We start from the raw sequence: 20,488 nt of genomic DNA on the forward strand, positions 1-20,488 counted from the left end.
GCCCGCATGAGCACCACCCGCGCGTCGTTTTCCTTTTCGTTCGCCGAAAGATACACGGCACTGTTGCTGGGCATTATCGCCAGCATGGTGCTGGCGCGCCTGCTGACGCCGGCCGAAGTGGGCGTGTATGCGCTCGCTGCCGTGCTGGTGGCGCTGGCGCAAGTAGTGCGCGATTTTGGCGTGGGACAATACCTGATCCAGGAAAAGCAGCTCGATGCCGTGAAACTGCGGGCCGCGCTGGCGACCAGCTTGCTCGTTGCCTGGCTGCTGGCGAGCCTGGTACTGCTGCTCAGCGCGCCGCTGGCGCGGTGGTATGGCGAACCACGGCTGACCCTGGTGCTGCGCCTGCTGGCCATCAATTTTTTACTGATTCCGTTTAGCGCCTTAACCTTACCCATGTTGCGTCGGCAACTGCGCTTTCGCGCCATCTACGCCATTAATGCCGCCAATAGTGTGGCCAACGTGCTGGTGGCCGTGCTGCTGGCGCTGCAGGGCTACAGTTATATGAGCATGGTGTGGGCGGCGCTGGCCGGTTCTTGCGCCTCGCTGGCAGTGAGCTTGCTGGTGCGCCCGCGTGAACTGCCGTGGCTGCCGGGATGGCGCGGCATGGGCGCCATCGCCCGTTTTGGCGCCTATGCGACCGGTGGCAGCCTGGTCGACGAGGCGGGCGTGGCGGCGCCTGACCTCATCATTGGCAAGCTGCTCGGCATTGAAAGCCTGGCCTTGTTCGGCAAGGCGCAAAGCGTACTGAATATTTTTAATCAGGCCATCACCAGTGCCATTTCTCCCGTGGTGTTTCCCCTGTTCGCGGCGCGCGCGCGCGGAGAGGGAGGGCAGGGTGGGGCGCAACTCGTGTATCTGCGCACGATCAGCTACATGACAGCGTTGGCTTGGCCCTTCTTTCTCTTTCTCGCCTGCATGGCTTTACCTCTGATCAAGGTCTTGTATGGCACGCAATGGCTAGGATGTGTGCCCTTGATACGCATCATATGCCTGTCGTCGGCCGTGTATAGCATGTTTAGCATGGCCCGCTACCTGTTCGTGGCGACGGGCCAGTTGCAGGCGCAGGTGCGCCTCGATGCCTGCGCTGGCGTCATCAAAGTGGCATTGCTGCTGGCGGCGGCACCGTTCGGTCTGGTAACCGTGGCCTGGGCCGTGGTGCTCAGCAATGTACTGCGCAGCTGGCTCAATTATCGCTGCCTGCGGCGCTTGAGCGCACTCGACTGGCGCATCCTGGCGCGGACATTGCACAAGAGTTTGCTGCTCTGCGGTCTCAGCGGCATGGCGCCTGTCGCTGCGCTGTTGTGGCTACCCATGGATGCGCCGGCGCTGCTGGCGCTGACGGGCACGGCGCTGCTCACCTTGCTGTGCTGGCTGGGCGCAATTTTTCTGTTGAAACATGAGCTCGCCGGCGAATTTCTGTTGTTGCAACGCAAGCTGGCCGACCGCTGGCTGGCCGTCAAATCATCGCACTGAGCTATCAGCGGCGCGGGCGCACGAAAGGATGACCATGCGTGTCGGTATCTTGTCCTACCCGATGCTGTTCCAGCGCGACGGCGGCTTGCAGATCCAGGTGCGCGAAACCATAGCCGCCCTGAACCGGCTGCCAGCCAAGGCGGCGCGCCCCATGGAAGTGCAACTGGTCGATGCCAACCATGAGCGGCTGGCCGATTTTGACGTGCTGCATGTTTTTTCGGCCAGCAATGGCACTTACCGCATCATGGAAGCGGCCAGCGAGCAAGGTGTCCCAGTGGTGCTGTCGCCCTTGCTATCGCCTCAATGGGGCCGCGCCTGTGCCTGGCGCGCGCGGCTGGCCGACCGGCTGGCAGGGCGTTTGACGCAGTGGATGGTGCAAACCAGTTATGCGCAAACGCGGCGCGCCTTGCAGTTGGCCGACATGGTCATTGCGCTGGGCGAGGCCGAGCGCGACGCCATCGTGCAAGGTTTCGCCATGCGCGCCGAGGCCATCCGCGTCTTGCCGAACGGGATTAACGCGCACTTTTTTACAGCCAATGGCGATCTGTTCTTGCGTGAAACGGGCATCGCCGAGCCCTTCGTGCTGATGGTGGGCAGCATTTCGCCGTATAAAAACCAGCTGGGACTGGCGCTGGCGCTGGCAGGGACGGGCTTGCGCCTGGTGCTGATCGGCGCTGCCCCGCGCGAACAACACGCGTATTTCCAGCAGTTGCTGGACTTGCCACACGTCAGCTGGCTCGGCACGCTGGAGCACGCCGCCCCGCTGCTGGCGAGCGCCTACCATGCGGCCGGCGTAGTGGCTTTGCCCAGTCAGGGCGAAGTGTTGCCCTTGAGCGTGCTCGAAGCGCTGGCGGCCGGTACGCCCGTCGTCATGACGGCGCAAAGCGCGCTCGATTTGCCCGATTCCGCGTTCGCGCTGCGCAAGCTGCGCTGGGACGATGGCCACGCGCAGCGCCGGGCCATCCTCGAACTGCTGGCGCACCCGCCCGAGCGCACGCGCGTGCAAGCGCTGGTGCAAGGTTTTACGTGGGAACGGGTGGCGGCGCAGATTGCCGAATGTTACTACCAGGTCCAGTTCTTGCCTTCCAGGAGGCAATATGCTGTTTAATTCTTTCGCCTTCCTGTTCGGCTATCTGCCCATCGTGCTGGCCGGCTATTTTCTGCTCGGTCGCCGGGCATCCGCAGGCAGTGCGCCTTCCAGCTGGCGCCGCCTGGCGCCGGCCATGTGGCTGGCGCTGGCCTCGCTGTTCTTCTATGCCTGGTGGGAGGTGCGCTATCTGCCGCTGCTGCTGGCATCGATTTGCTTCAATTACGGCGCCGGGCGCCTGCTCGGCGCCAGCGCTGGCGCAGCGCGCAAGCGCGTGCTGCTGACGGCGCTGGCGCTGAACCTGGGTTTGCTTGCCTACTACAAATATGCGAATTTCTTCATCGATAGCGTGAACGCGGTCGCTATCGCCGGCGGTAGTGGTGGCAGCCTGCCATTGCACGCGCTCGACATCATCTTGCCGATTGGCATCTCTTTCTTTACCTTCACGCAGATCGCCTTCCTCGTCGATTGTTACCGGGGCGAGGTGCGCGAATACCGCTTCATCCATTATGTGCTGTTCGTCAGCTATTTCCCGCACCTGATCGCCGGGCCCGTGCTGCACCACCGCGAGATGATGCCGCAGTTCGCCGACCCGGCCAATGTGCATCCGCGCGCGGCCAACTTCGCCATCGGCTTGTCAATTTTTACTCTTGGCCTGGCAAAAAAGGTGCTGATCGCCGACAATCTGTCACCGCTCGCCATCCCCGTCTTCGCGGCCGGCGCCACCCCCACCCTGATCGAGGCGTGGATCGGCGTGCTGGCCTACACCTTCCAGCTGTACTTCGACTTTTCCGGCTATTCGGACATGGCCATCGGCCTGTCGCGCCTGTTCGGTGTGAAATTGCCGCTCAATTTCAACTCGCCGTACAAGGCGGCCAATATCGCCGAGTTCTGGCACCGCTGGCACATGACTTTGTCGCGTTTCCTGCGCGACTATGTATACATTCCCCTGGGCGGCAGCCGCCATGGCGAGGCCATGCGTTACCGCAACCTGATGCTGACCATGCTGCTGGGCGGCCTGTGGCATGGCGCCGGCTGGACCTTCGTCATATGGGGCGGCTTGCACGGCCTGTACTTGGTGCTGCTGCAGGCGTGGCAGAGTGTCTTTGGCGCGGCGCAGGCGCGCTGGTGGCCGGCTTGGTGCTCAAGCTTGCTGACCTTTCTTGCCGTCATGCTGGCCTGGGTCTACTTCCGCGCGCCCGATGTCGCCACGGCCTCCGATATCGCCGGCGCGCTGGTGGGGGCGAACGGCGTGAGCTTGCCGCGCGCCCTGGTCAGTCACGCGGGCCTCCTCGCGCAGTGGGGCCTGCATCCGGCCTTCGACGGCATCCGCTGGATCGAACTGGCGGGGCCGGGCTTGCCGGTGCTGCTGGTGGCGATGCTGCTGGCGTTCAGGGCGCCAAACACGCAAGAAATTTTCTTTCTCTACGAGCCCGCCATTGAAAGAATATTGCAGTCTGCAGGTCGCTGGAACTTCAACTGGCAACTCACGCGGCGCTGGAGCGTGGGCTTGGCAGCGCTGTTTGTTGCCTGCATCTTCAGCATGAACCGCGTCAGCGAATTTCTCTACTTCCAATTCTGAGCATGGATACCAACGCCCGCCGCTACCTCGCCATCTTCCTTGCCTGCGTGCTGGCCGTGCTGGCCATTGTTTCGGGCATGAATTATCACGTCGATCCGTATTTGCTGCATCAGTGGGACAGCCCGTTGGTGCAGCGCCTGCGCCCGACGGCTGAAAAACTGTCCGTGTGGGGCAAGACCTATGCCGTGGCGCGCTATCGGCCGGCCGTCGTCTATATCGGCAATTCGCGCACGGAAATGGGCTTGCCGGCGAGCAGCATGCGTACTTTGTTCGAGGGCAAGAGCGTCTTCAACAGCGCCGTGTCGGGCGCTTCGATCGGCGACGCCATCTTGCTGGCCGAGCATGCGGCCAGGGTCAGCCATGTCGACACCATGGTGTGGGGCATTGACGCACCCTCGTTTTCCCTGGCGCGCGGTTCGGCCGGCGTGGAGCCGGGCTTGACGGACGATGGCCCCGCCTTTTTCGTGCGGCGTGCCTTGCTCAACATCAAACGCGGCCTGAGCGTGGACATGACGCACGACTCTTGGCGCATCCTTAGCGGCAGCTACGATGGCGTCTGCCTATCCAGTCTAGCCCTGCACGGCCAGCGCGACCAGGCGTGCATTACCAGCCGCAAGCATGGCTGGGCCGGCACGGCGCGCGCATTCACGCCACGCTTGCAAGAGTTTGGCGACGGCCCGGTGCCGACGGCGCCCGCGCTGCTCGCCTTCGACACCAGCGTCGGCAAGCTGTGCCGGGGTGGCACGCGCTTGCGCCTGTACATCAATCCCACCCACGCGCTGACGCTCGACGCTCTGTATTGGCGCGGCAAGTGGGATGCCATGCAGCAGTGGCAGCGCGACCTGGCGCAGATGGCCGGACGCTACCGGCGCGAGGGCTGCGACGTGCGCCTGTACGATTTTTCAGGTTTCAACAGCATCACCAGCGAACCGATCCCGCAAGTGACGGGTGTGCCCGCGATGCGCTATTACTGGGAAGCGTCGCACTATCGCGACAATGTGGGCCAGTTCATCCTGGCGCGCCTGTTCGGCGGCGCGCCGCAGCCGCCGGCGGACTTCGGCATCGAGCTGACGGACACCGGCATCGCGGCGCACCAGGCGGCGATGCGCGCCGCACGCGAGCGCTATCATGCGCAGCACGCCGCCGAAACGGCGTATCTGCGCCATGCCTTGAGCTTGCCGCGCGCGCCCAAATAGGCGGCCAGCGGTAGCAGGCGTACGCCGGGGGCCACGGTGCTTGCGCTATGATGCTGTATTTACATCGAGCTATTTCCAGGACTCACCATGAAAATCGCCTTCTTTGCCAGCCAGCCCTACGATCGTCGCTTCTTCGATGAAGCCTTGGCGTCCCAGCCCGATTCCGCCAGCATCGAACTGGTGTATCACAGCGCCTTGCTGAGCGAGGAAACCGTGGTCCTGGCGCAAGGCGCCCAAGCCGTCTGCGTCTTCGTCAACGACGTGCTCGACGCGCCGGTGCTCGAAGCGCTGCACGGCTACGGCGTGCGCGCCGTCCTGCTACGCTGCGCCGGCTACAACAATCTCGACTTGCAAGCGGCCAAGCGCCTGGGCCTGTTTGTCGCCCGCGTGCCTGCCTACTCGCCGGAAGCGGTAGCCGAATACACGCTGGCCCTGGTGCAAACCCTGAATCGCCATACGCACCGCGCGTATGCGCGCGTGCGCGAAGGCAATTTCTCGCTCGACGGCTTGCTCGGCGCGACCTTGCATGGCAAGACGGTGGGCATCGTCGGCACGGGCAAGATCGGCCTGGCCACGGCGCGCATTTTCAAAGGTTTCGGTTGCAAGGTGCTGGGCCACGACCCGTATCCGGCGCCCGCGTTTGCGCAACTGGGCACCATGGTGGAATTGCCGCAATTGCTGGCCGAGTCCGACATCGTTTCCCTGCATTGCCCCTTGATGCAAAGCACGCGCCACATGATAGGCGTGGCGACGCTGCCGCTGATGAAGCAGGGCGCCATGCTGGTCAATACCTCGCGCGGCGGCCTGATCGACACGGGCGCCGTCATCGAAGCACTGAAATCGCGCCAGCTCGGTTCGCTGGCCATCGACGTGTACGAGCAGGAAAGCAATCTGTTCTTCCAGGACCGCTCGTCCGACATCATCGATGACGACATCTTCCAGCGCCTGATGACGTTGCCGAACGTGCTGGTGACGGGCCACCAGGGCTTTTTCACCATCGAAGCGCTGCGCGAGATCGCCGCCATCACCTATCACAACCTGCAATGCTTCCTGCAGGGCAAGGCGTGCGAAAATAGCGTCCTGGCTGGCTGACGCCGGTTTTTAGGTGCAGCCGCTGCAGCTGCACTTCGGGCTTTATCCTTTTAGTAATCTATATTTTTCCATGACACATCACCTGATTACGCACCGCGGCATCCGCATCATTACCCTCACCTCGGCGCAGGATGTGGCAGCCCACTGCGCGCCTGGCCAGACGGCCATCCGCGAGCAGGACGACGGCTGGTGGCTGTATTTTATGGACCAAGACGGCACGCTCGACGGCTACGATAGCCCGTTCGCCAGCCATGCCGAAGCGCTGTGGGCGGCCAAGGCAGCGGCCGAATTCAGCGCGCAATGAAGGCCAGTCCGTGGGCTTGCCTGGGATTGCCGCGAGCGCCCGTGCCGGAAGCGGAAAGCGCAGACTACGGCGCCTGCCGCGCCGAACTGCACGGCAAGCGACTGGTCTTGCGCGTGGCAAAAACCACGCCGACGAAAACCGGCCAGTTCGTCACCGTCTGGAAGCGACTCCACCCCGCTGCCGAGATCGCCCCGCTCGATGCAGCGGACAGCGTCGATTTCCTCATCATCGCCGTGAGCGACGCAGCGCAGCATGGCTTGTTTGTCTTTTCCCGCGCCGTGTTGATCGAACGCGGCGTGATGTCGCGCGCGGGCAGCGGCGGCAAGCGCGCGCTGCGCGTGTATCCGCCCTGGTGTACGCCAAAATCGCTCCAGGCACTGCACACACAGCGCTGGCAATCGGCGTGTTTTGTGGCCGCGGGCGACCAGCTGCGGCTCGAGCAGCTGTGCAGGGAATGATTGTTTGCCGTTGAATTGATCGATGCCGTGTTGCTGAGCAAAACCTTTTGTGGCTAGATGCGGCACGCTGCGCGCCGCTGGCTTTTGCCTCAATGAGTGGAAGTTTTTTGGAGGGGCGAGCCTGTCGTGTAAGTTGCGTTCCCCGACCGGCAGCTTTTTGCCAGACGCTGTCAGTACAAGCTAAGGCGAGTGCGTCGTCATGATAGTAAATGGTCCGCCTGGTAGGCGGACCATGGCATTGAATCGCTTAATTCACAGCAGGGGCCAAATTTGTGTCGAAACGGTCGAGGTTCATCACCTTGGTCCATGCCGCCACAAAATCGTGCACAAACTTCGCGGCCGCATCGGCGCTGGCGTATACCTCGGCGATTGCGCGCAGTTGGGCGTGCGAGCCAAACACCAGATCGACGCGCGAGGCGTTCCACTTGTGCGCGCCCGTCTTGCGATCACGTCCCTCGAAGCGGTCCAGGGTGCGCGAAACCGGTGCCCACTGCGTATTCATATCGAGCAGTTCGACAAAAAAGTCGTTGCTCAAAGCACCTGGGCGCTGGGTGAACACGCCATCCTGGCTGCCGCCGACATTGGTGTTCAGCACACGCATTCCGCCAATCAATACCGTCAACTCTGGCGCCGTCAAGGTCAGCAGTTGCGCTTTATCGACCAGCAATACCTCGGCCGGCACACTGTAATGCGTCTTCAGGTAATTGCGGAAGCCGTCGGCAATCGGTTCGAGTGGCTCGAATGACTGCACATCGGTTTGCTCTTGGGTAGCATCTGTGCGCCCTGGGGTGAACGGCACGACGACCGCATGGCCAGCATTCTTTGCTGCCTGCTCTACGCCCACATTGCCTGCCAGGACGATCAGGTCGGCCAGTGATATATACTTGCCGCCGGTGTTGAATGCTTGGGCAATCTGTGCCAGGGTGGCGAGTACCTCACTGAGCTGTTCCGGCTGGTTGACAGCCCAGTCTTTTTGCGGCGCGAGGCGAAGCCGGGCGCCGTTTGCGCCACCGCGCTTGTCCGAGCCGCGAAAGCTCGATGCCGAAGCCCACGCCGTGGCGACGAGCTGGGCCACCGTCAAGCCCGATGCCTGCAGCTTTTCTTTCAGCGCCGCGACGTCCTGCTCATCGACCAGAGCATGCTCGACGCCGGGGACAGGATCTTGCCAAATGAAGACTTCTTTTGGTACTTCGGCGCCAAGGTAACGCGAACGCGGGCCCATGTCGCGGTGGGTCAGCTTGAACCAAGCGCGCGCAAATGCATCGGCGAACTGGTCCGGGTTTTCAAAGAAGCGCCGCGAGATTTTTTCGTAAGCCGGGTCCATGCGCAGCGCCAAGTCAGTTGTCAGCATGGTAGGGCGATGGCGCTTGCTGGCGTCATGTGCATCCGGGATGAGTCCGTCGCCGCCTTTGGCGACCCACTGGTGTGCGCCAGCCGGACTTTGCGTCAATTCCCATTCGAAGCCGAACAGGTTCTCGAAATAATTGTTGCTCCACTGCGTAGGTGTGCTGGTCCACGTCACTTCCAGGCCACTTGAGATGGTGTCGCCACCTTTGCCGGTGCCATAGCTGTTGGCCCAGCCTAATCCTTGCGCTTCGATACCGGTACCTTCAGGTTCGGAGCCGACGTGCTCTGCGGCGGCGGCGCCGTGGGTTTTGCCGAAGGTATGGCCGCCGGCAATGAGTGCGACGGTTTCTTCATCGTTCATCGCCATGCGCGCGAAGGTGTCACGGATGTCGATGGCAGAGGCGAGCGGATCTGGCTTGCCGTCCGGACCTTCCGGGTTGACGTAGATCAGTCCCATCTGCACGGCGGCCAAGGGATTTTCGAGATCGCGCGACTGTGGCGCTTCGCTATCGTCGTCTTTTGGCAGCACGGCGTTGACTTTGTCGACTCCGGGCGAACCTTGTGAGTAACGCACGTCGCCGGCCAGCCATTTGTTTTCCCGACCCCAGTACACATCCTGGTCCGGTTCCCACACGTCTGCTCGGCCGCCAGCGAAGCCCAGCGTCTGGAAACCCATGCTTTCGAGCGCCACGTTGCCACTCAAAATATACAGGTCGGCCCAGGAGATTTGCTTGCCATATTTCTGCTTGATGGGCCACAGCAGGCGACGTGCCTTGTCGAGGTTAACGTTGTCGGGCCAGCTGTTCAGTGGCGCGAAGCGCTGCTGGCCACGGCCGGCACCGCCGCGGCCATCGCCTGTACGGTAGGTACCGGCGCTGTGCCATGCCAAGCGGAGAAACAGACCGCCATAGTGCCCGAAGTCGGCCGGCCACCAATCCTGTGAATCAGTCATCAAGGCGGTGAGATCCTGTTTCAACGATGGCAAATCGAGCGTGTTGAAGGCCGCCGCGTAATCGAATTGCTGCGACATCGGGTCCGATTTCGACGAATGCTGGTGCAGCAAATCGAGGCGCAACTGCTGCGGCCACCAATCGCGGTTAGTCGTGCCCACACCCGCTGCAGCATTGAAGGGGCATTTAGCTACTGTTTTTTCTGTACTCATCGCTGATCCTGTCTTTAAAAAAAGGGGGGGAGAATGCAACATAGTTCGAAATCGAAATATATGTACCGAGTATAAGTACCAACGATTGATTGGTAAAATCAATTGTATTTATCAAATTGGTAGTAATTAACTATGAGCCATGCTGTTCATTAGGGAACAAGGTGCGAATGATCATGATAGCGCGCTTGAACGTGGCAGCATGAGTTCAGCTGTGCCGGGCATGGAAAAATCCGTGTTTCGCTCAACAATGCGACACACGCTTGCATGTTTATGGCCCATCAAGATGCAGCATCGGTTTTTCGCGCCGTCGGTAAAAGGCGCCGAATTGATCTGCGTAGCGTCGGCGGGTATACTCGCTCAGCCAGGCCTCCACGCTTTCACGCATCGCCTGCGCCCCTTCCCGGGTCCCCAGAATGTCGTCTATCTTTCGTGCTGTCGCCTTGCCCCATGCGGTCTTCGGGCAGGCGAAACCAAACTTGATTGGTTCTCCATTGCTGGCGATAGGGAAGCTGCGCACCGCAGCCAGTTTGTCGTTACGGCTTTGGTAATAAGAGAGGATGAAATCATAGTCGATCGTATAGTCGACACGGTTAAGCAGCATCATCGCGAAGATAGATTCGCCGTAGTTGCTGATCGTAGTCAGCGTGAGTGGGGCATCCGCAGGCCGCTGGCGCAGCATGTTGTCGAGCTGCTTGCCGAAACTGCGCTTTTCGCTGATCAAGCCACGTAGTTTGTGCTTGGACAGCAGCAGCGGCAAATCGACTTCCTGCCTGGCATTGAGTGGCAGCGCGCCCGCCACCTCGGAGCGCGCCAGCAAATGCAAGGGCGGCAGCACGCCTGTTTCGACAATATAGGCGCTTTTCAGCCGCTCGGGGTTGCTCAAGGTGAAGCAATAACAGGCAGGCTGGCCCGCTTTTAGCATGGCCCAGCTGCGTTTCAAATTGGCGTAGACGAAGCGGTGCTCGACCTGCGGCCAATGCGCAACGATGTAGGCGATTTCTTTGTCGACAATGCCGGACCCAGGCTTGTCATTGCTGCGTATCGATATCGGTGGCAAATCCGGAATCAGCCAGGTCATCACGGCTTGCTCTGCAGAGACGTCTTGCACGAACAAGCTCATTGCCAGCAATATGCGACGCATTTGTGCTCCATAGTCGAGGATGTCCCACTATTATCACCATAGTTGGGGCTGAAAACACGCGATAGGATGAAATTTTTTATGAAAAAGACCGAAATGGCAAGGCTTGCGGTGCTGTCGTAATATTGATATTAAGGCCATATTTTTGCGCACCGGCACCTATCCCCGCAGCCCGGCACGTCGCAAGGCGCGGTGCACAATGTCTGCAGCAGTGTTCATCAAAAGATTGCAATATTGTAACTACTACCATTAAATGAGAAGCATTAAGATAGTAAAAATATAATTTTTATTTTGCTTCGGCATGCACGATAATTTGGCTTTGCCAGTATGCTGAGCCGCACAGACTTGATCGATCAACCTTGCCATTGTGAACCCCTATGACGCCAACAGAATTCGAAGATGAGAACGAGAATTCTTCACACTTCGCCTTGGAGCGAGCAGCTGCAGCGTCGCGTAGCACCTGGGTGAGTGTCGCCGTCAACCTTTGCTTGAGCATTGCACAGATTTGCATCGGTATCTATGCCAAGTCACAAGGCTTGGTGGCCGATGGCATTCACTCGCTCACCGATCTCGTGGCAGACTTTGTCGTCTTGTTCGCCAGTCACCACAGCAAGAAGGATGCCGATGAGAACCACCCCTACGGGCATCAGCGATTTGAAAACGCCGCTTCGTTCATTCTCGGCCTCTTACTTTTGGCCGTCGGCGCAGGCATGGTGTGGAGCGCAATATTGAAGCTTGAGTCGCCAGAGAGCATCGCCGAAGTACACAGCATCGCCTTGTGGATGGCTGGTCTGGCACTATTGGCCAAAGAGTGCCTGTTTCGTTATATGCTGGCGATAGCCAAACGCATCAAATCGAGCATGCTGATCGCCAATGCGTGGCATGCCCGCTCGGATGCTGCGTCCTCATTTGTCGTTGGCGTCGGCATCATCGGCAATCTCGCCGGCTACCCGATACTGGACCCGATTGCTGCACTGATCGTTGGACTCATGATTCTGAAAATGGGTTGGGGCTTTGCCTGGGACGCGCTGCATGACTTGATGGATAGGGCGGTGGACGAGATAGAACTCAGTGCCATACGCGAGACGCTATTGACGACGCCCGGCATCAGTGGCGTGCATGATTTGCGCACGCGAAAAATGGGCGACATGATCATCGCCGATGTCCACATCGAGGTCGAGGCATCACTGACGGTCGAAGCGGGACATACGATTGCTGTCGATGCGCGCCGCCGCGTGCTCGAGCGTCATCGGGTTCTCAATCTGATGACGCATATCGATCCATGGCGGCGACCGGATCTGGATCACGCAAGTGCGTCGCCGTCGGCCACGCCGGAAAAGGCGGGATGATATGTCGCTCCAGCCAGGCAGTGGAGGATTGACAACCGCGCAGGCTGCAGAAAGCTTGCTGAAAAGTGGGCCGAATGCCTTGCCTGCCTCGCGTCCCTTGAGTGCCGCACGCCTGCTGCTCGATGTCGTATCCGAACCGATGTTTTTGCTGCTGGTGGCCTGCGGCATCATCTATCTGCTGCTTGGCGACCGCAATGAAGCGCTGATGCTGCTGGGCTTTGTGTGTCTCGTCATGGGCACCACCTTTTTTCAGCGCAGGCGCACGCAACGCTCGCTGCATGCCTTGGGCGACCTTTCCTGTCCACGCGCCCTGGTGATACGCGATGGCAAGCAGGAGCGCATCGCTGGCAGGGACTTGGTGCCTGGCGACCTGGTGCTGCTTGCCGAGGGCGACCGCGTGCCGGCCGATATCGAACTGCTCAATGCATCGAATTTGACGGCCGATGAGTCCATGCTCACGGGCGAGTCCGTGCCGGTAGCCAAGCATGGCCGCGGCGACACTGGCGACAGTCCGGCCTGCCTGGTGTATTCCGGCACCCTGATCACGCAAGGCACGGCCAGCGGTCTGGTGGTCGCCACCGGACCCGATAGCGCGCTCGGTCGCATCGGCGCCTCGCTTGCCAGCATGGGCAGCGAGCTGACACCGATACAATTGGAAACACGCCGCGTCGTCAGCCATGTCGCCATCGGCGGCTTGTGCCTCGCCGCAGGCCTGGCATTGGCCTACTGGTGGCTGCGTGGCGACGCTTTGCAAGGCTTGCTGGCTGGACTGACGCTGGCCATGGCGATCCTGCCTGAAGAATTGCCGGTCATCTTGACGCTTTTCCTGGGCTTGGGCGCCTGGCGCCTGGGGCGGGAAAGCATTTTGGCGCGCAGCATACCGGCGATCGAATTACTCGGCGCGACGACACTGCTGTGCGTAGACAAGACGGGGACGCTGACGGCCAACCGCATGGACGTAGCCCGGCTTTGGTCGGAGCAGTCGGCCCATGATTGCCAGCGCAGTCCCGCCGCTGCCTTGCCGGAAGAGCTGCACGGCTTGCTCGAATATGGCGTGCTGGCTAGCCATCGACGCGCGTTTGACCCGATGGAGTCGGCCATCGTCGAGACCGGCGCGCGCTTGCTGGCGCATACCGAGCACCTGCATGCCGACTGGCAGCTGATTGACGATTATCCGCTGTCGCGCCAGATGCTGGCCATGTCGCGGGTGTGGCGATCGCCGGACCATGGCGCGCTCCTGGTGGCGGCGAAGGGCGCGCCCGAGGCCATCATCGACTTATGCCATTTGCCGCCAGCGCGCGCCGCCAGCATCGCGGCGCAGGTGCTGGCCATGGCAAACGACGGTTTGCGCGTGATCGGCGTGGCCAGTGCCACCTTTGCCGCGTCGCCCTTGCCGGACAGCCAGCACGTTTTTGATTTTCAATTTCTTGGGCTGCTGGGCTTACACGATCCGCTGCGACCAGAAGTGCCCGATGCAGTGGCGCAATGTCATGCGGCGGGCATACGCGTGGTGATGATCACGGGCGACCATCCCGCCACAGCGCTTGCCATCGCGCAGCAGGCCGGTGTCGCCGGCAACGCCAGCGGTTTGATGTCCGGCGTGGAGCTGACCGCGCTGGATGACGCGGCGCTACAGGCGCGCCTGGTTGATACCGATGTCTTTTGCCGTATCGCGCCAGAGCAAAAGTTGCGCTTGGTGCAAGCTTTTCGCAGCCGTGGCGAGATTGTTGCCATGACCGGTGACGGCGTCAATGACGCGCCCGCTTTGAAGGCGGCCAACATCGGTGTGGCCATGGGCGCGCGTGGCACCGATGTCGCGCGCGAGGCGGCAGCGCTGGTATTGCTCAACGATGATTTTTCTTCCCTCTTGCTTGCGGTGCAGCATGGCCGGCGCCTGTTTGCCAATCTGCGCAAGGCCATCGTCTTTATCGTCGCGGTGCATGTCCCCATCGTTGGCCTGTCCATCGTGCCGGTGCTGCTGGGCTGGCCCTTGCTCTTGATGCCCGTGCACATACTGTTTTTACAAATGGTGATCGATCCCGCCTGCTCGATCGTGTTTGAGGCCGAGCCGATCGAAGCCGATGCCATGGTAAGCAAGCCCAGACGGCCGGACATGCATTTGTTCGACCGTGAAATACTCGTGCGCGGCTTGCTGCAGGGCGCAGGATTGTTGGCCATGCTGCTGGCCTTCCACGTGTGCGTGCGCTCGATGGACTATTCCGATGCGGTGGCGCGCACGACGACCTTCCTCAGCCTGGTGGCGTCGAACCTGGGACTGATCTATGTCAATCGCCAGTGGACCGAGCCGTCATGGAAGAGGGGGTTGAAGTCGAACCGGGCATTCGCATGGATAGGCCTCGCGGCCTCGCTATTGCTGCTGCTGGTACTGGGTGTGGCGATCATCCGCGAGCTGTTCGCCTTCGCGCTGCCGGACATGCTGTTGTTGCTGCCGTGCGCGCTGGTCGCCGCGCTCAGCATCGTCTGGTTCGAGTGCGTCAAGTGGGTCTTGCCGACATGGCGATGGCTACGCGGCGCGCGCTTGCGCACCTGATGATGGAGCACATCGGCATCGAATACTTCGCGGCGTCCGGCGCGTGACGCTGATGTACAGGCTGTTGCCGATGCTGGCCAGGTCCGCTTGGCTGGCAATCCCTCCTTAGTCACCTCACACCACCTCACACCACCTCACTCACCACATAGCGGTACTTGCCCGACGCTTCCGCCGCGATCTCGTCGACTTCCTCGATGACGATGTCTACCTGGGCACCGAGCCTGGCCTGAAAGCCGGTCACGATGGCGTTGCGGGTGGCGTCGTCCAGGCGCGCCACGCATACCAGCAGCACGCGCGTGCGCAGCAGGCTTTCCTGGATGATCTTGAAGCTGCGTACCTGCGGCAGTTCGCGCACGATGTAGACGAGGGCCAGGCCGTGCATGACGCTGCCATCGCAGGCCGTGAGAAAATCCGTGCTGCGCCCTTCGATCTTTTGCAGCAGGGGCAAACCACGTCCACAGGAACACGCTTGCGTGCCCAGCGCGCCCATGTCCCCCGTGGCGTAGCGTATAAAGGGATAGTCCTGCGTGGCAAGATGGGTGACGACGATTTCGCCCGTGGCCCCTGGCGGCAGCGGCTGGCCCTGGGCATCGACGATTTCGACGATGAGGTCTTCTGCCGTGATGTGCATGCCGCCGTCCGCGCATTCGTGCGCGATGAAGCCCGCGTCGCGCGCACCGTAGCCGTTGGCCACGGGGCAGCCGAAAGCGGCGGCGATTTGTGCGCGCTGCTCGTGGTACAGACGTTCGGCCGTCACGAACGCCACTTTCACGCCCAGGCCGTTGAGCGGCAGGTCGCGCGCGCTGGCATGGCTGGCGATGCGGCACAGGGCCGATGGATAGCCGAACAGCATGCGCGGGCGCCAGCGGTGCAGTTGCCTGACATAGCCATCGAGGCGCACGGGCGACATGGCAAACGCGGGTAGCAGGATGCTGCGTAGCAGCGCATCGCGCAGGCGGCGCAGGCGATCCTGCGCATGCAGCTCGATGGGCGAACCCCACAACACGGCTTCGCGGTCGCCGATGTCCACGCCCCACCAGCGCGTGGCGCGCCACTTGGCCGCGATGTCGTGGCTGATCCTGCGCCGACCGAGGAAAAATTGTAGCGGCTCGCCGCTCGAGCCGCCCGTGGCGAAAGGGCGCAAGCCGACGGCGCGGGTAGACTTGAAGCTGTCGCGCGCGCGCGCAATATCGCTCTTGCGCAGCAGCGGCAGGCGCGCCAGATCGGCCAACTGCCTGACCTGGCCGGGGTCGAAACCGCTGCGCGCGAACAGGGCGCGGTAATGCGGTACGTGCTCTCCCGCGTGGCGTAGCAGCGCGCGCAGGCGCGCCAGCTGCCATTGCTGCAATTGCTGTGCGCTCCACCACTGCGAGCGTTCCAGCCGGCGCAGCAGGCGCGTGCTGTGATGACCCTTGCACCATTCATGCAGGGGAAACAGCCAGTGCGCGACGCAGCGTGTGTAGGCGCCCGGACGCGGCGTGGCGCGGATGCGGCGGTAATGTGCGGCCAGACCGGGCGCGATGCGCTTCCAGCTGAAGGTGGAAGCGTGCGCCAGGCCCGCGTCGACCAGCGCTTGTGTGCGCGGCGGGTCGCGCAGCAGCGCCATGATGGCCTGCGCCATGGCGGCCGGCTCGCCGGGTGGCACCAGCAGCGCCGTCACGCCGTCCTGCAGCAGGGCCGGGATGCCGCCCACGTTGGTGCTGACGACGGGCACGCCGCAGGCCAGCGCTTCAAGCACGGAAATGGGCATATTGTCGGCCAGGCTGGGGTTAAGCACGATATCGCTGGCCTGGTACAGCGCGGGCATGGCGGCGTTGTCGACCGGGCCGGCGAAGCGCACGCAGTCCAGAACGCCGAGCGACTTGGCAAGGCGCGCCAGCGCCGCGCCTTGCGGCCCGCCGCCTGCCAGCACCAGGCGCGCCGTGGGAAAGGCCAGTCGCACGATGGCAAAGGCGCGCACGGCGCTGGCATTGTCGTACAGAGTGTCCAGGTGGCGCGCCACGAGGATGCACGGACCGTCGGGCGACGCCGCGCGCGCCGTGGCCGGTGCAAAGCGCTGCAAGTCCACCACGTTCGGCACGATGTGGGCCGTATGGCCATATTGCTCGAAGATGCCGGCCAGATAGGCCGAGGGCACGACGATGGCACTGGCGCGGCGCAGGCTCAATGCCACCAGGCGCGGCGAGCGGGCCAGGAAGGCGGCCGCTTCGCCGCCGCGATAATTGAGCAGGGCAGGTTTGCCTTTCAGACTGGCGATCCACAGGGCGGGCGCCGCGTGCAAATGCCAGGACCAGCCGGAATTGGCCATGATGTGGAACAGGTCGACCGTATTGGCCATGCGCCACAAACGCCACAGGAACACGGGCAGCCGCAATGCAGCGCGCAGGTAGCGGATGCGCGCCAGCCAGGGCGGCAGTACGCTGTCGTTGACGGCCAGCAGCTGCACGTGGGCACCATCGTCGCGCAGCAGGCGCGCCAGCTGCGCCGTCTGGTTGGCCATGCCGGCGGCTGGCGGCGGCAGCGGGCCGACCAGGGCGATACGCAAGCCCGCGAAGATCATGGCAGCCCTCCCGGCACTCCCGCACCCCTGCGCGCCGCAGTCAAACGCGCATACACGGGCGCATAGCGGCGCACGCTGGCATCCCAGCTGCGCTGCGTCTCGACGAAGACACGCGCTTGGCGCCGCAGCGCCGGCCAGCTGGCAGGTGTCAGCAGCAGCGCCAGTATGGCTTGCGCCAGCGCCTCGGCGTCACCGGCGCGAAACAGCATGCCTGTCTTGCCATGTTCGAGCAGTTCGCGGTGCCCGCCCACGTCGGAGGCGACCACGAGCCGGCCCTGCGCCATCGCTTCGAGCGGTTTCAAGGGCGTCACCAACTGCGTCAGGCGCATGGGCAGGCGTGGATACACGCAGATGTCGAGCAGCTGATAATAGCTGGCCACCTGCGCATGCGGCACGCGACCGACGAAGACCACGGCGCTTTGGAGACCCAATTGCGCCGCCAGCGCGCGCAGCGCCTTTTCTTGCGGACCGCCACCTGCCAGCAACAGGCGCAGGCTTGGCTGCGCCGCCAGCAGGCACGGCATGGCGCGCAGCAGCAAGGCCAGGCCCTCGTAGGCATAAAACGAGCCGATGTAGCCGATGACAGGGCCGTCGTCCAAACCCAGGCTGTGGACCAGCGCGGGATCGGCAATGGCATCGACGACTGCGGCATCGACGGCGTTCCCAATGACCGTGATTTTGTGCGCAGGCACGCCGCGCGCGCACAGCTCGCGTCGCAAGCCTTCGCAGATGGTGGTGACGGCGTCGGCGCGGCGCAGCGCATACGTTTCCAGCGCGCGCGTGAGGCGGTAGCGCAGGCCGCCTGGCCGGCTGCTACCCTGGTCGGCGGCCGCGTCTTCCCACAAGGCGCGCACTTCATACACGACGGGAATGCCCAGCGCGCGCCCCGCGTTGAGGGCGGCGATGGCGTTCAGGGCCGGCGAATGCGCATGTAAAATATCTGGCTTGAGGCGCTGTGCCAGTTGGCGCAGGCGCACGGCCAGACCGATGATGACGGCCACCTGCCTCAGTACGGGCAGACGCGCCCACCAGCAGGCATTCGGCGCCGTGCGGTAGAAATGCCAGCCATCGACCAGCTGCTGCGCCCCATCGGACGCTCCCTGCTTGGCACTGGTCAGTTGCATGGTGTGCCAGCCCAGTGCACGCTGCTGGCGCAAAATGGCCAGGGTACGAAAGGTGTAGCCGCTATGCAGGGGCAGCGAATGGTCGAGGATGTGCAGGATGCGCATGGACTCACTCCATTGCCATGGCCGGGGCCTGCAGCGGCGTCTTGCGGCCGTGCACCGGCAGCACCTGGCGCAGGAAAGCCTCGAACATCAGCAGCGCCCACAGGGGCGCGCTGTAGTCGCGCCGTCCGCTGGCGTGCTGATCGAGCAGCAGGCGCACGTAATCCATGTCGAACAGACCGCACTGCACCAGGGTGGGGCCCAGCAGTCGCTGTTGCAGGCGCTGGCGCAGCGGGCCGCGCAGCCAGGCGGCCAGTGGCACCGAAAAGCCCATCTTGTGGCGGTACAGCAGAGTGTCGGGCAGCAGCGGGTGCAGGGCCTTTTTCAGCAAGTACTTGCCGACACCGCGCCGCAGCTTGAAATGCGGCGGCAGGCCTGACATCCACGCCACCAGCTCGTGGTCGAGCAGGGGCGAACGCACTTCCAGCGCATGCGCCATGCTGGCCCGGTCCACCTTGGTGAGGATGTCGCCTGGCAGGTAGGTTTTCAGGTCCAGATACTGCACTTGCGACAGGGGATCTTGCGCGGGACTGGCCAGCGCGTGCCGGCGCAGCACTTCCACGGCGCGGTAGCCTTGCAGGCTGCGCCGCAGCTCGGGGCTGAACAGGCGCGCGCGCATGGCGTCGCCGAGCAGGCTGACGCCATGAAAATACGCATCCGTCGTGTCGCGCGCCAAGCCCTCGAAGGTCGTCTTGGCGCGCAGGAAGCGCGGTGCCCAGTCGGCTTTCGGGTAGAGCCGCCCCAGGGTGCCGAACAGTGACTCGCGCAAGCCCGCCGGCAGCAAGGGGGCCAGCGCCTTGCGCACCCTTTCCTCGCGCGCGTGCAGGCGGTAGCGTCGATAGCCGGCCAGGCTTTCATCGCCGCCGTCGCCCGACAGGGCCACGGTGACGCGCTGGCGCGCCAGCTGGCAGACTCTGTACGTGGGCAGGGCGGAACTGTCGGCGAACGGTTCGTCGTACAGATTGGCCAGCAGGTCGATCAGTTCGAAGTCATCTTGCTCCACCTGGCGTGCGTGGTGCGCCGTGGCGTAGCGGCGCGTCACCTGCTCGGCATAGCGCGTTTCATTGTACGCCGGGTCGCCAAACGAGATGGAGCAAGTGTTGATGGGTGTGGTGCTTGCGCCGGCCATCAGCGCCACGACGGCGCTGGAATCGACACCGCCCGACAGGAAGGCTCCCAGTGGCACTTCGGCCACCATGCGGATGCGCACCGCTTCGCGCAGGCGCGCCAGCAATTCGTCGGCTGCCTGCGCTTCGCTGGCGGGTGGATTCGGCGTGAACGGAATATCCCAGTACGCTTGCGGCACGGGCAAGGCCTGGCCCGCGCGGATGCAGAGGGTATGCCCGGGCGGCAGCTTGCGCGCATGCTGGAAGATGCTGCGCGGCTCGGGTACGTAGCCGTACGCAAAATACTCTTCCACGGCCAGCGGGTCTAGCGCGTGCGGCATGGCTGGATGGGCGAGCAGGGCTTTCAGTTCGGAGCCGAACAGCAGGGTGCCATCGTCCGCCTCGGCGTAATACAGCGGTTTTACGCCGAGGCGGTCGCGCGCCAGAAATAGCAGATGGCGCCGGCGGTCCCACAGGGCGAAGGCAAACATGCCGCGCAGGTGCTGCACGCAATGTTCGCCCCACTGCTCCCAGGCGCGGACGATGACTTCCGTGTCGCTGCTGGTGCGGAACTGGTGGCCAAACTGGCGCAGTTCGGCCGTCAGGCTGCGATAGTTATAGATTTCACCATTGAAGACGATGGCGATGCTGCGCTCGGCGTTGAACAGCGGTTGCTGGCCGCTGGCCAGGTCGATCACGCTCAGGCGCCGGTGCGCCAGTCCCAGCCCCGGCTCGCGGTGCAAGCCCGCTTCGTCCGGCCCCCGGTGGCGCAGGCTATGGTTCATGCGCGCCAGCAGCAGCACGTCGATGTCGCGCTGGCCCTGCAAATCAAAGATACCGCTGATGCCGCACAT

General features: G+C 63.0%; 14 protein-coding genes. 9 read left to right on the top strand and 5 right to left on the bottom strand.

The window, feature by feature from the left end; all coding sequences use genetic code 11:
• Positions 1-6: 6 nt before the first annotated feature.
• The 7 genes from H4V96_RS10525 (at position 7) to H4V96_RS10555 (ending at position 7,195) form a co-directional block, all read left to right on the top strand.
• On the top strand, positions 7-1,476 hold the full coding sequence (locus H4V96_RS10525; RefSeq protein ID WP_196855777.1) for a lipopolysaccharide biosynthesis protein: 1,470 nt from the start codon (positions 7-9) through the stop codon (positions 1,474-1,476).
• A 34-nt stretch (positions 1,477-1,510) separates the two neighbouring features.
• Positions 1,511-2,584: a glycosyltransferase family 4 protein gene (locus H4V96_RS10530; protein ID WP_280720919.1), complete on the top strand. Its 1,074-nt coding sequence runs from the start codon at positions 1,511-1,513 to the stop codon at positions 2,582-2,584.
• The gene (locus H4V96_RS10535) at positions 2,574-4,145 is read left to right on the top strand and encodes an MBOAT family protein (RefSeq protein WP_196855775.1); all 1,572 of its coding nucleotides are present in this window, start codon (positions 2,574-2,576) and stop codon (positions 4,143-4,145) included. The genes H4V96_RS10530 and H4V96_RS10535 overlap by 11 nt, the downstream gene beginning before the upstream one ends.
• A gap of 2 nt (positions 4,146-4,147) precedes the next feature.
• On the top strand, positions 4,148-5,341 hold the full coding sequence (locus H4V96_RS10540; protein ID WP_196855774.1) for a hypothetical protein: 1,194 nt from the start codon (positions 4,148-4,150) through the stop codon (positions 5,339-5,341).
• A gap of 87 nt (positions 5,342-5,428) precedes the next feature.
• Entirely contained in the window at positions 5,429-6,433 is a 1,005-nt protein-coding gene (locus H4V96_RS10545; RefSeq protein ID WP_010398128.1) for a 2-hydroxyacid dehydrogenase, read from the top strand.
• Positions 6,434-6,503: 70 nt separating this feature from the next.
• Entirely contained in the window at positions 6,504-6,737 is a 234-nt protein-coding gene (locus tag H4V96_RS10550) for a hypothetical protein (protein WP_010398130.1), read from the top strand.
• Positions 6,734-7,195: a MepB family protein gene (locus tag H4V96_RS10555; RefSeq protein WP_196855773.1), complete on the top strand. Its 462-nt coding sequence runs from the start codon at positions 6,734-6,736 to the stop codon at positions 7,193-7,195. The genes H4V96_RS10550 and H4V96_RS10555 overlap by 4 nt, the downstream gene beginning before the upstream one ends.
• A gap of 247 nt (positions 7,196-7,442) precedes the next feature.
• Here the strand turns inward: H4V96_RS10555 and katG are convergent, their stop codons facing one another.
• Positions 7,443-9,704 carry a catalase/peroxidase HPI gene (katG, locus tag H4V96_RS10560; RefSeq protein WP_196855772.1) on the bottom strand — a complete coding sequence of 754 codons (2,262 nt, stop codon included), beginning with the start codon at positions 9,702-9,704 and terminating at the stop codon, positions 7,443-7,445.
• 268 nt (positions 9,705-9,972) lie between these two features.
• Positions 9,973-10,845, bottom strand: a complete 873-nt coding sequence (locus tag H4V96_RS10565) for a TIGR02285 family protein (protein ID WP_280720920.1) — start codon at positions 10,843-10,845, stop codon at positions 9,973-9,975.
• Positions 10,846-11,219: 374 nt separating this feature from the next.
• Between H4V96_RS10565 and H4V96_RS10570 the strand changes: the two genes are divergently transcribed.
• On the top strand, positions 11,220-12,191 hold the full coding sequence (locus H4V96_RS10570) for a cation diffusion facilitator family transporter (RefSeq protein WP_196855771.1): 972 nt from the start codon (positions 11,220-11,222) through the stop codon (positions 12,189-12,191).
• 1 nt (position 12,192) lies between these two features.
• Positions 12,193-14,742 (top strand): cation-translocating P-type ATPase, encoded by a 2,550-nt coding sequence (locus H4V96_RS10575; protein WP_196855770.1) that lies wholly within the window; start codon positions 12,193-12,195, stop codon positions 14,740-14,742.
• A gap of 124 nt (positions 14,743-14,866) precedes the next feature.
• Here H4V96_RS10575 and H4V96_RS10580 read toward each other — a convergent pair whose 3' ends face one another.
• The 3 genes from H4V96_RS10580 to H4V96_RS10590 are packed head-to-tail and all read right to left on the bottom strand — an operon-like array spanning position 14,867 to position 20,488.
• The gene (locus tag H4V96_RS10580) at positions 14,867-17,302 is read right to left on the bottom strand and encodes a glycosyltransferase (RefSeq protein ID WP_196855769.1); all 2,436 of its coding nucleotides are present in this window, start codon (positions 17,300-17,302) and stop codon (positions 14,867-14,869) included.
• Entirely contained in the window at positions 17,299-18,531 is a 1,233-nt protein-coding gene (locus H4V96_RS10585) for a TIGR04063 family PEP-CTERM/XrtA system glycosyltransferase (RefSeq protein WP_010398146.1), read from the bottom strand. The genes H4V96_RS10580 and H4V96_RS10585 overlap by 4 nt, the downstream gene beginning before the upstream one ends.
• A 4-nt stretch (positions 18,532-18,535) precedes the next feature.
• The gene (locus H4V96_RS10590) at positions 18,536-20,488 is read right to left on the bottom strand and encodes an XrtA/PEP-CTERM system amidotransferase (protein WP_196855768.1); all 1,953 of its coding nucleotides are present in this window, start codon (positions 20,486-20,488) and stop codon (positions 18,536-18,538) included.

It is taken from the genome of Janthinobacterium sp. CG_23.4 (assembly GCF_029892305.1).
GTDB lineage: Bacteria > Pseudomonadota > Gammaproteobacteria > Burkholderiales > Burkholderiaceae_D > Janthinobacterium > Janthinobacterium lividum_D.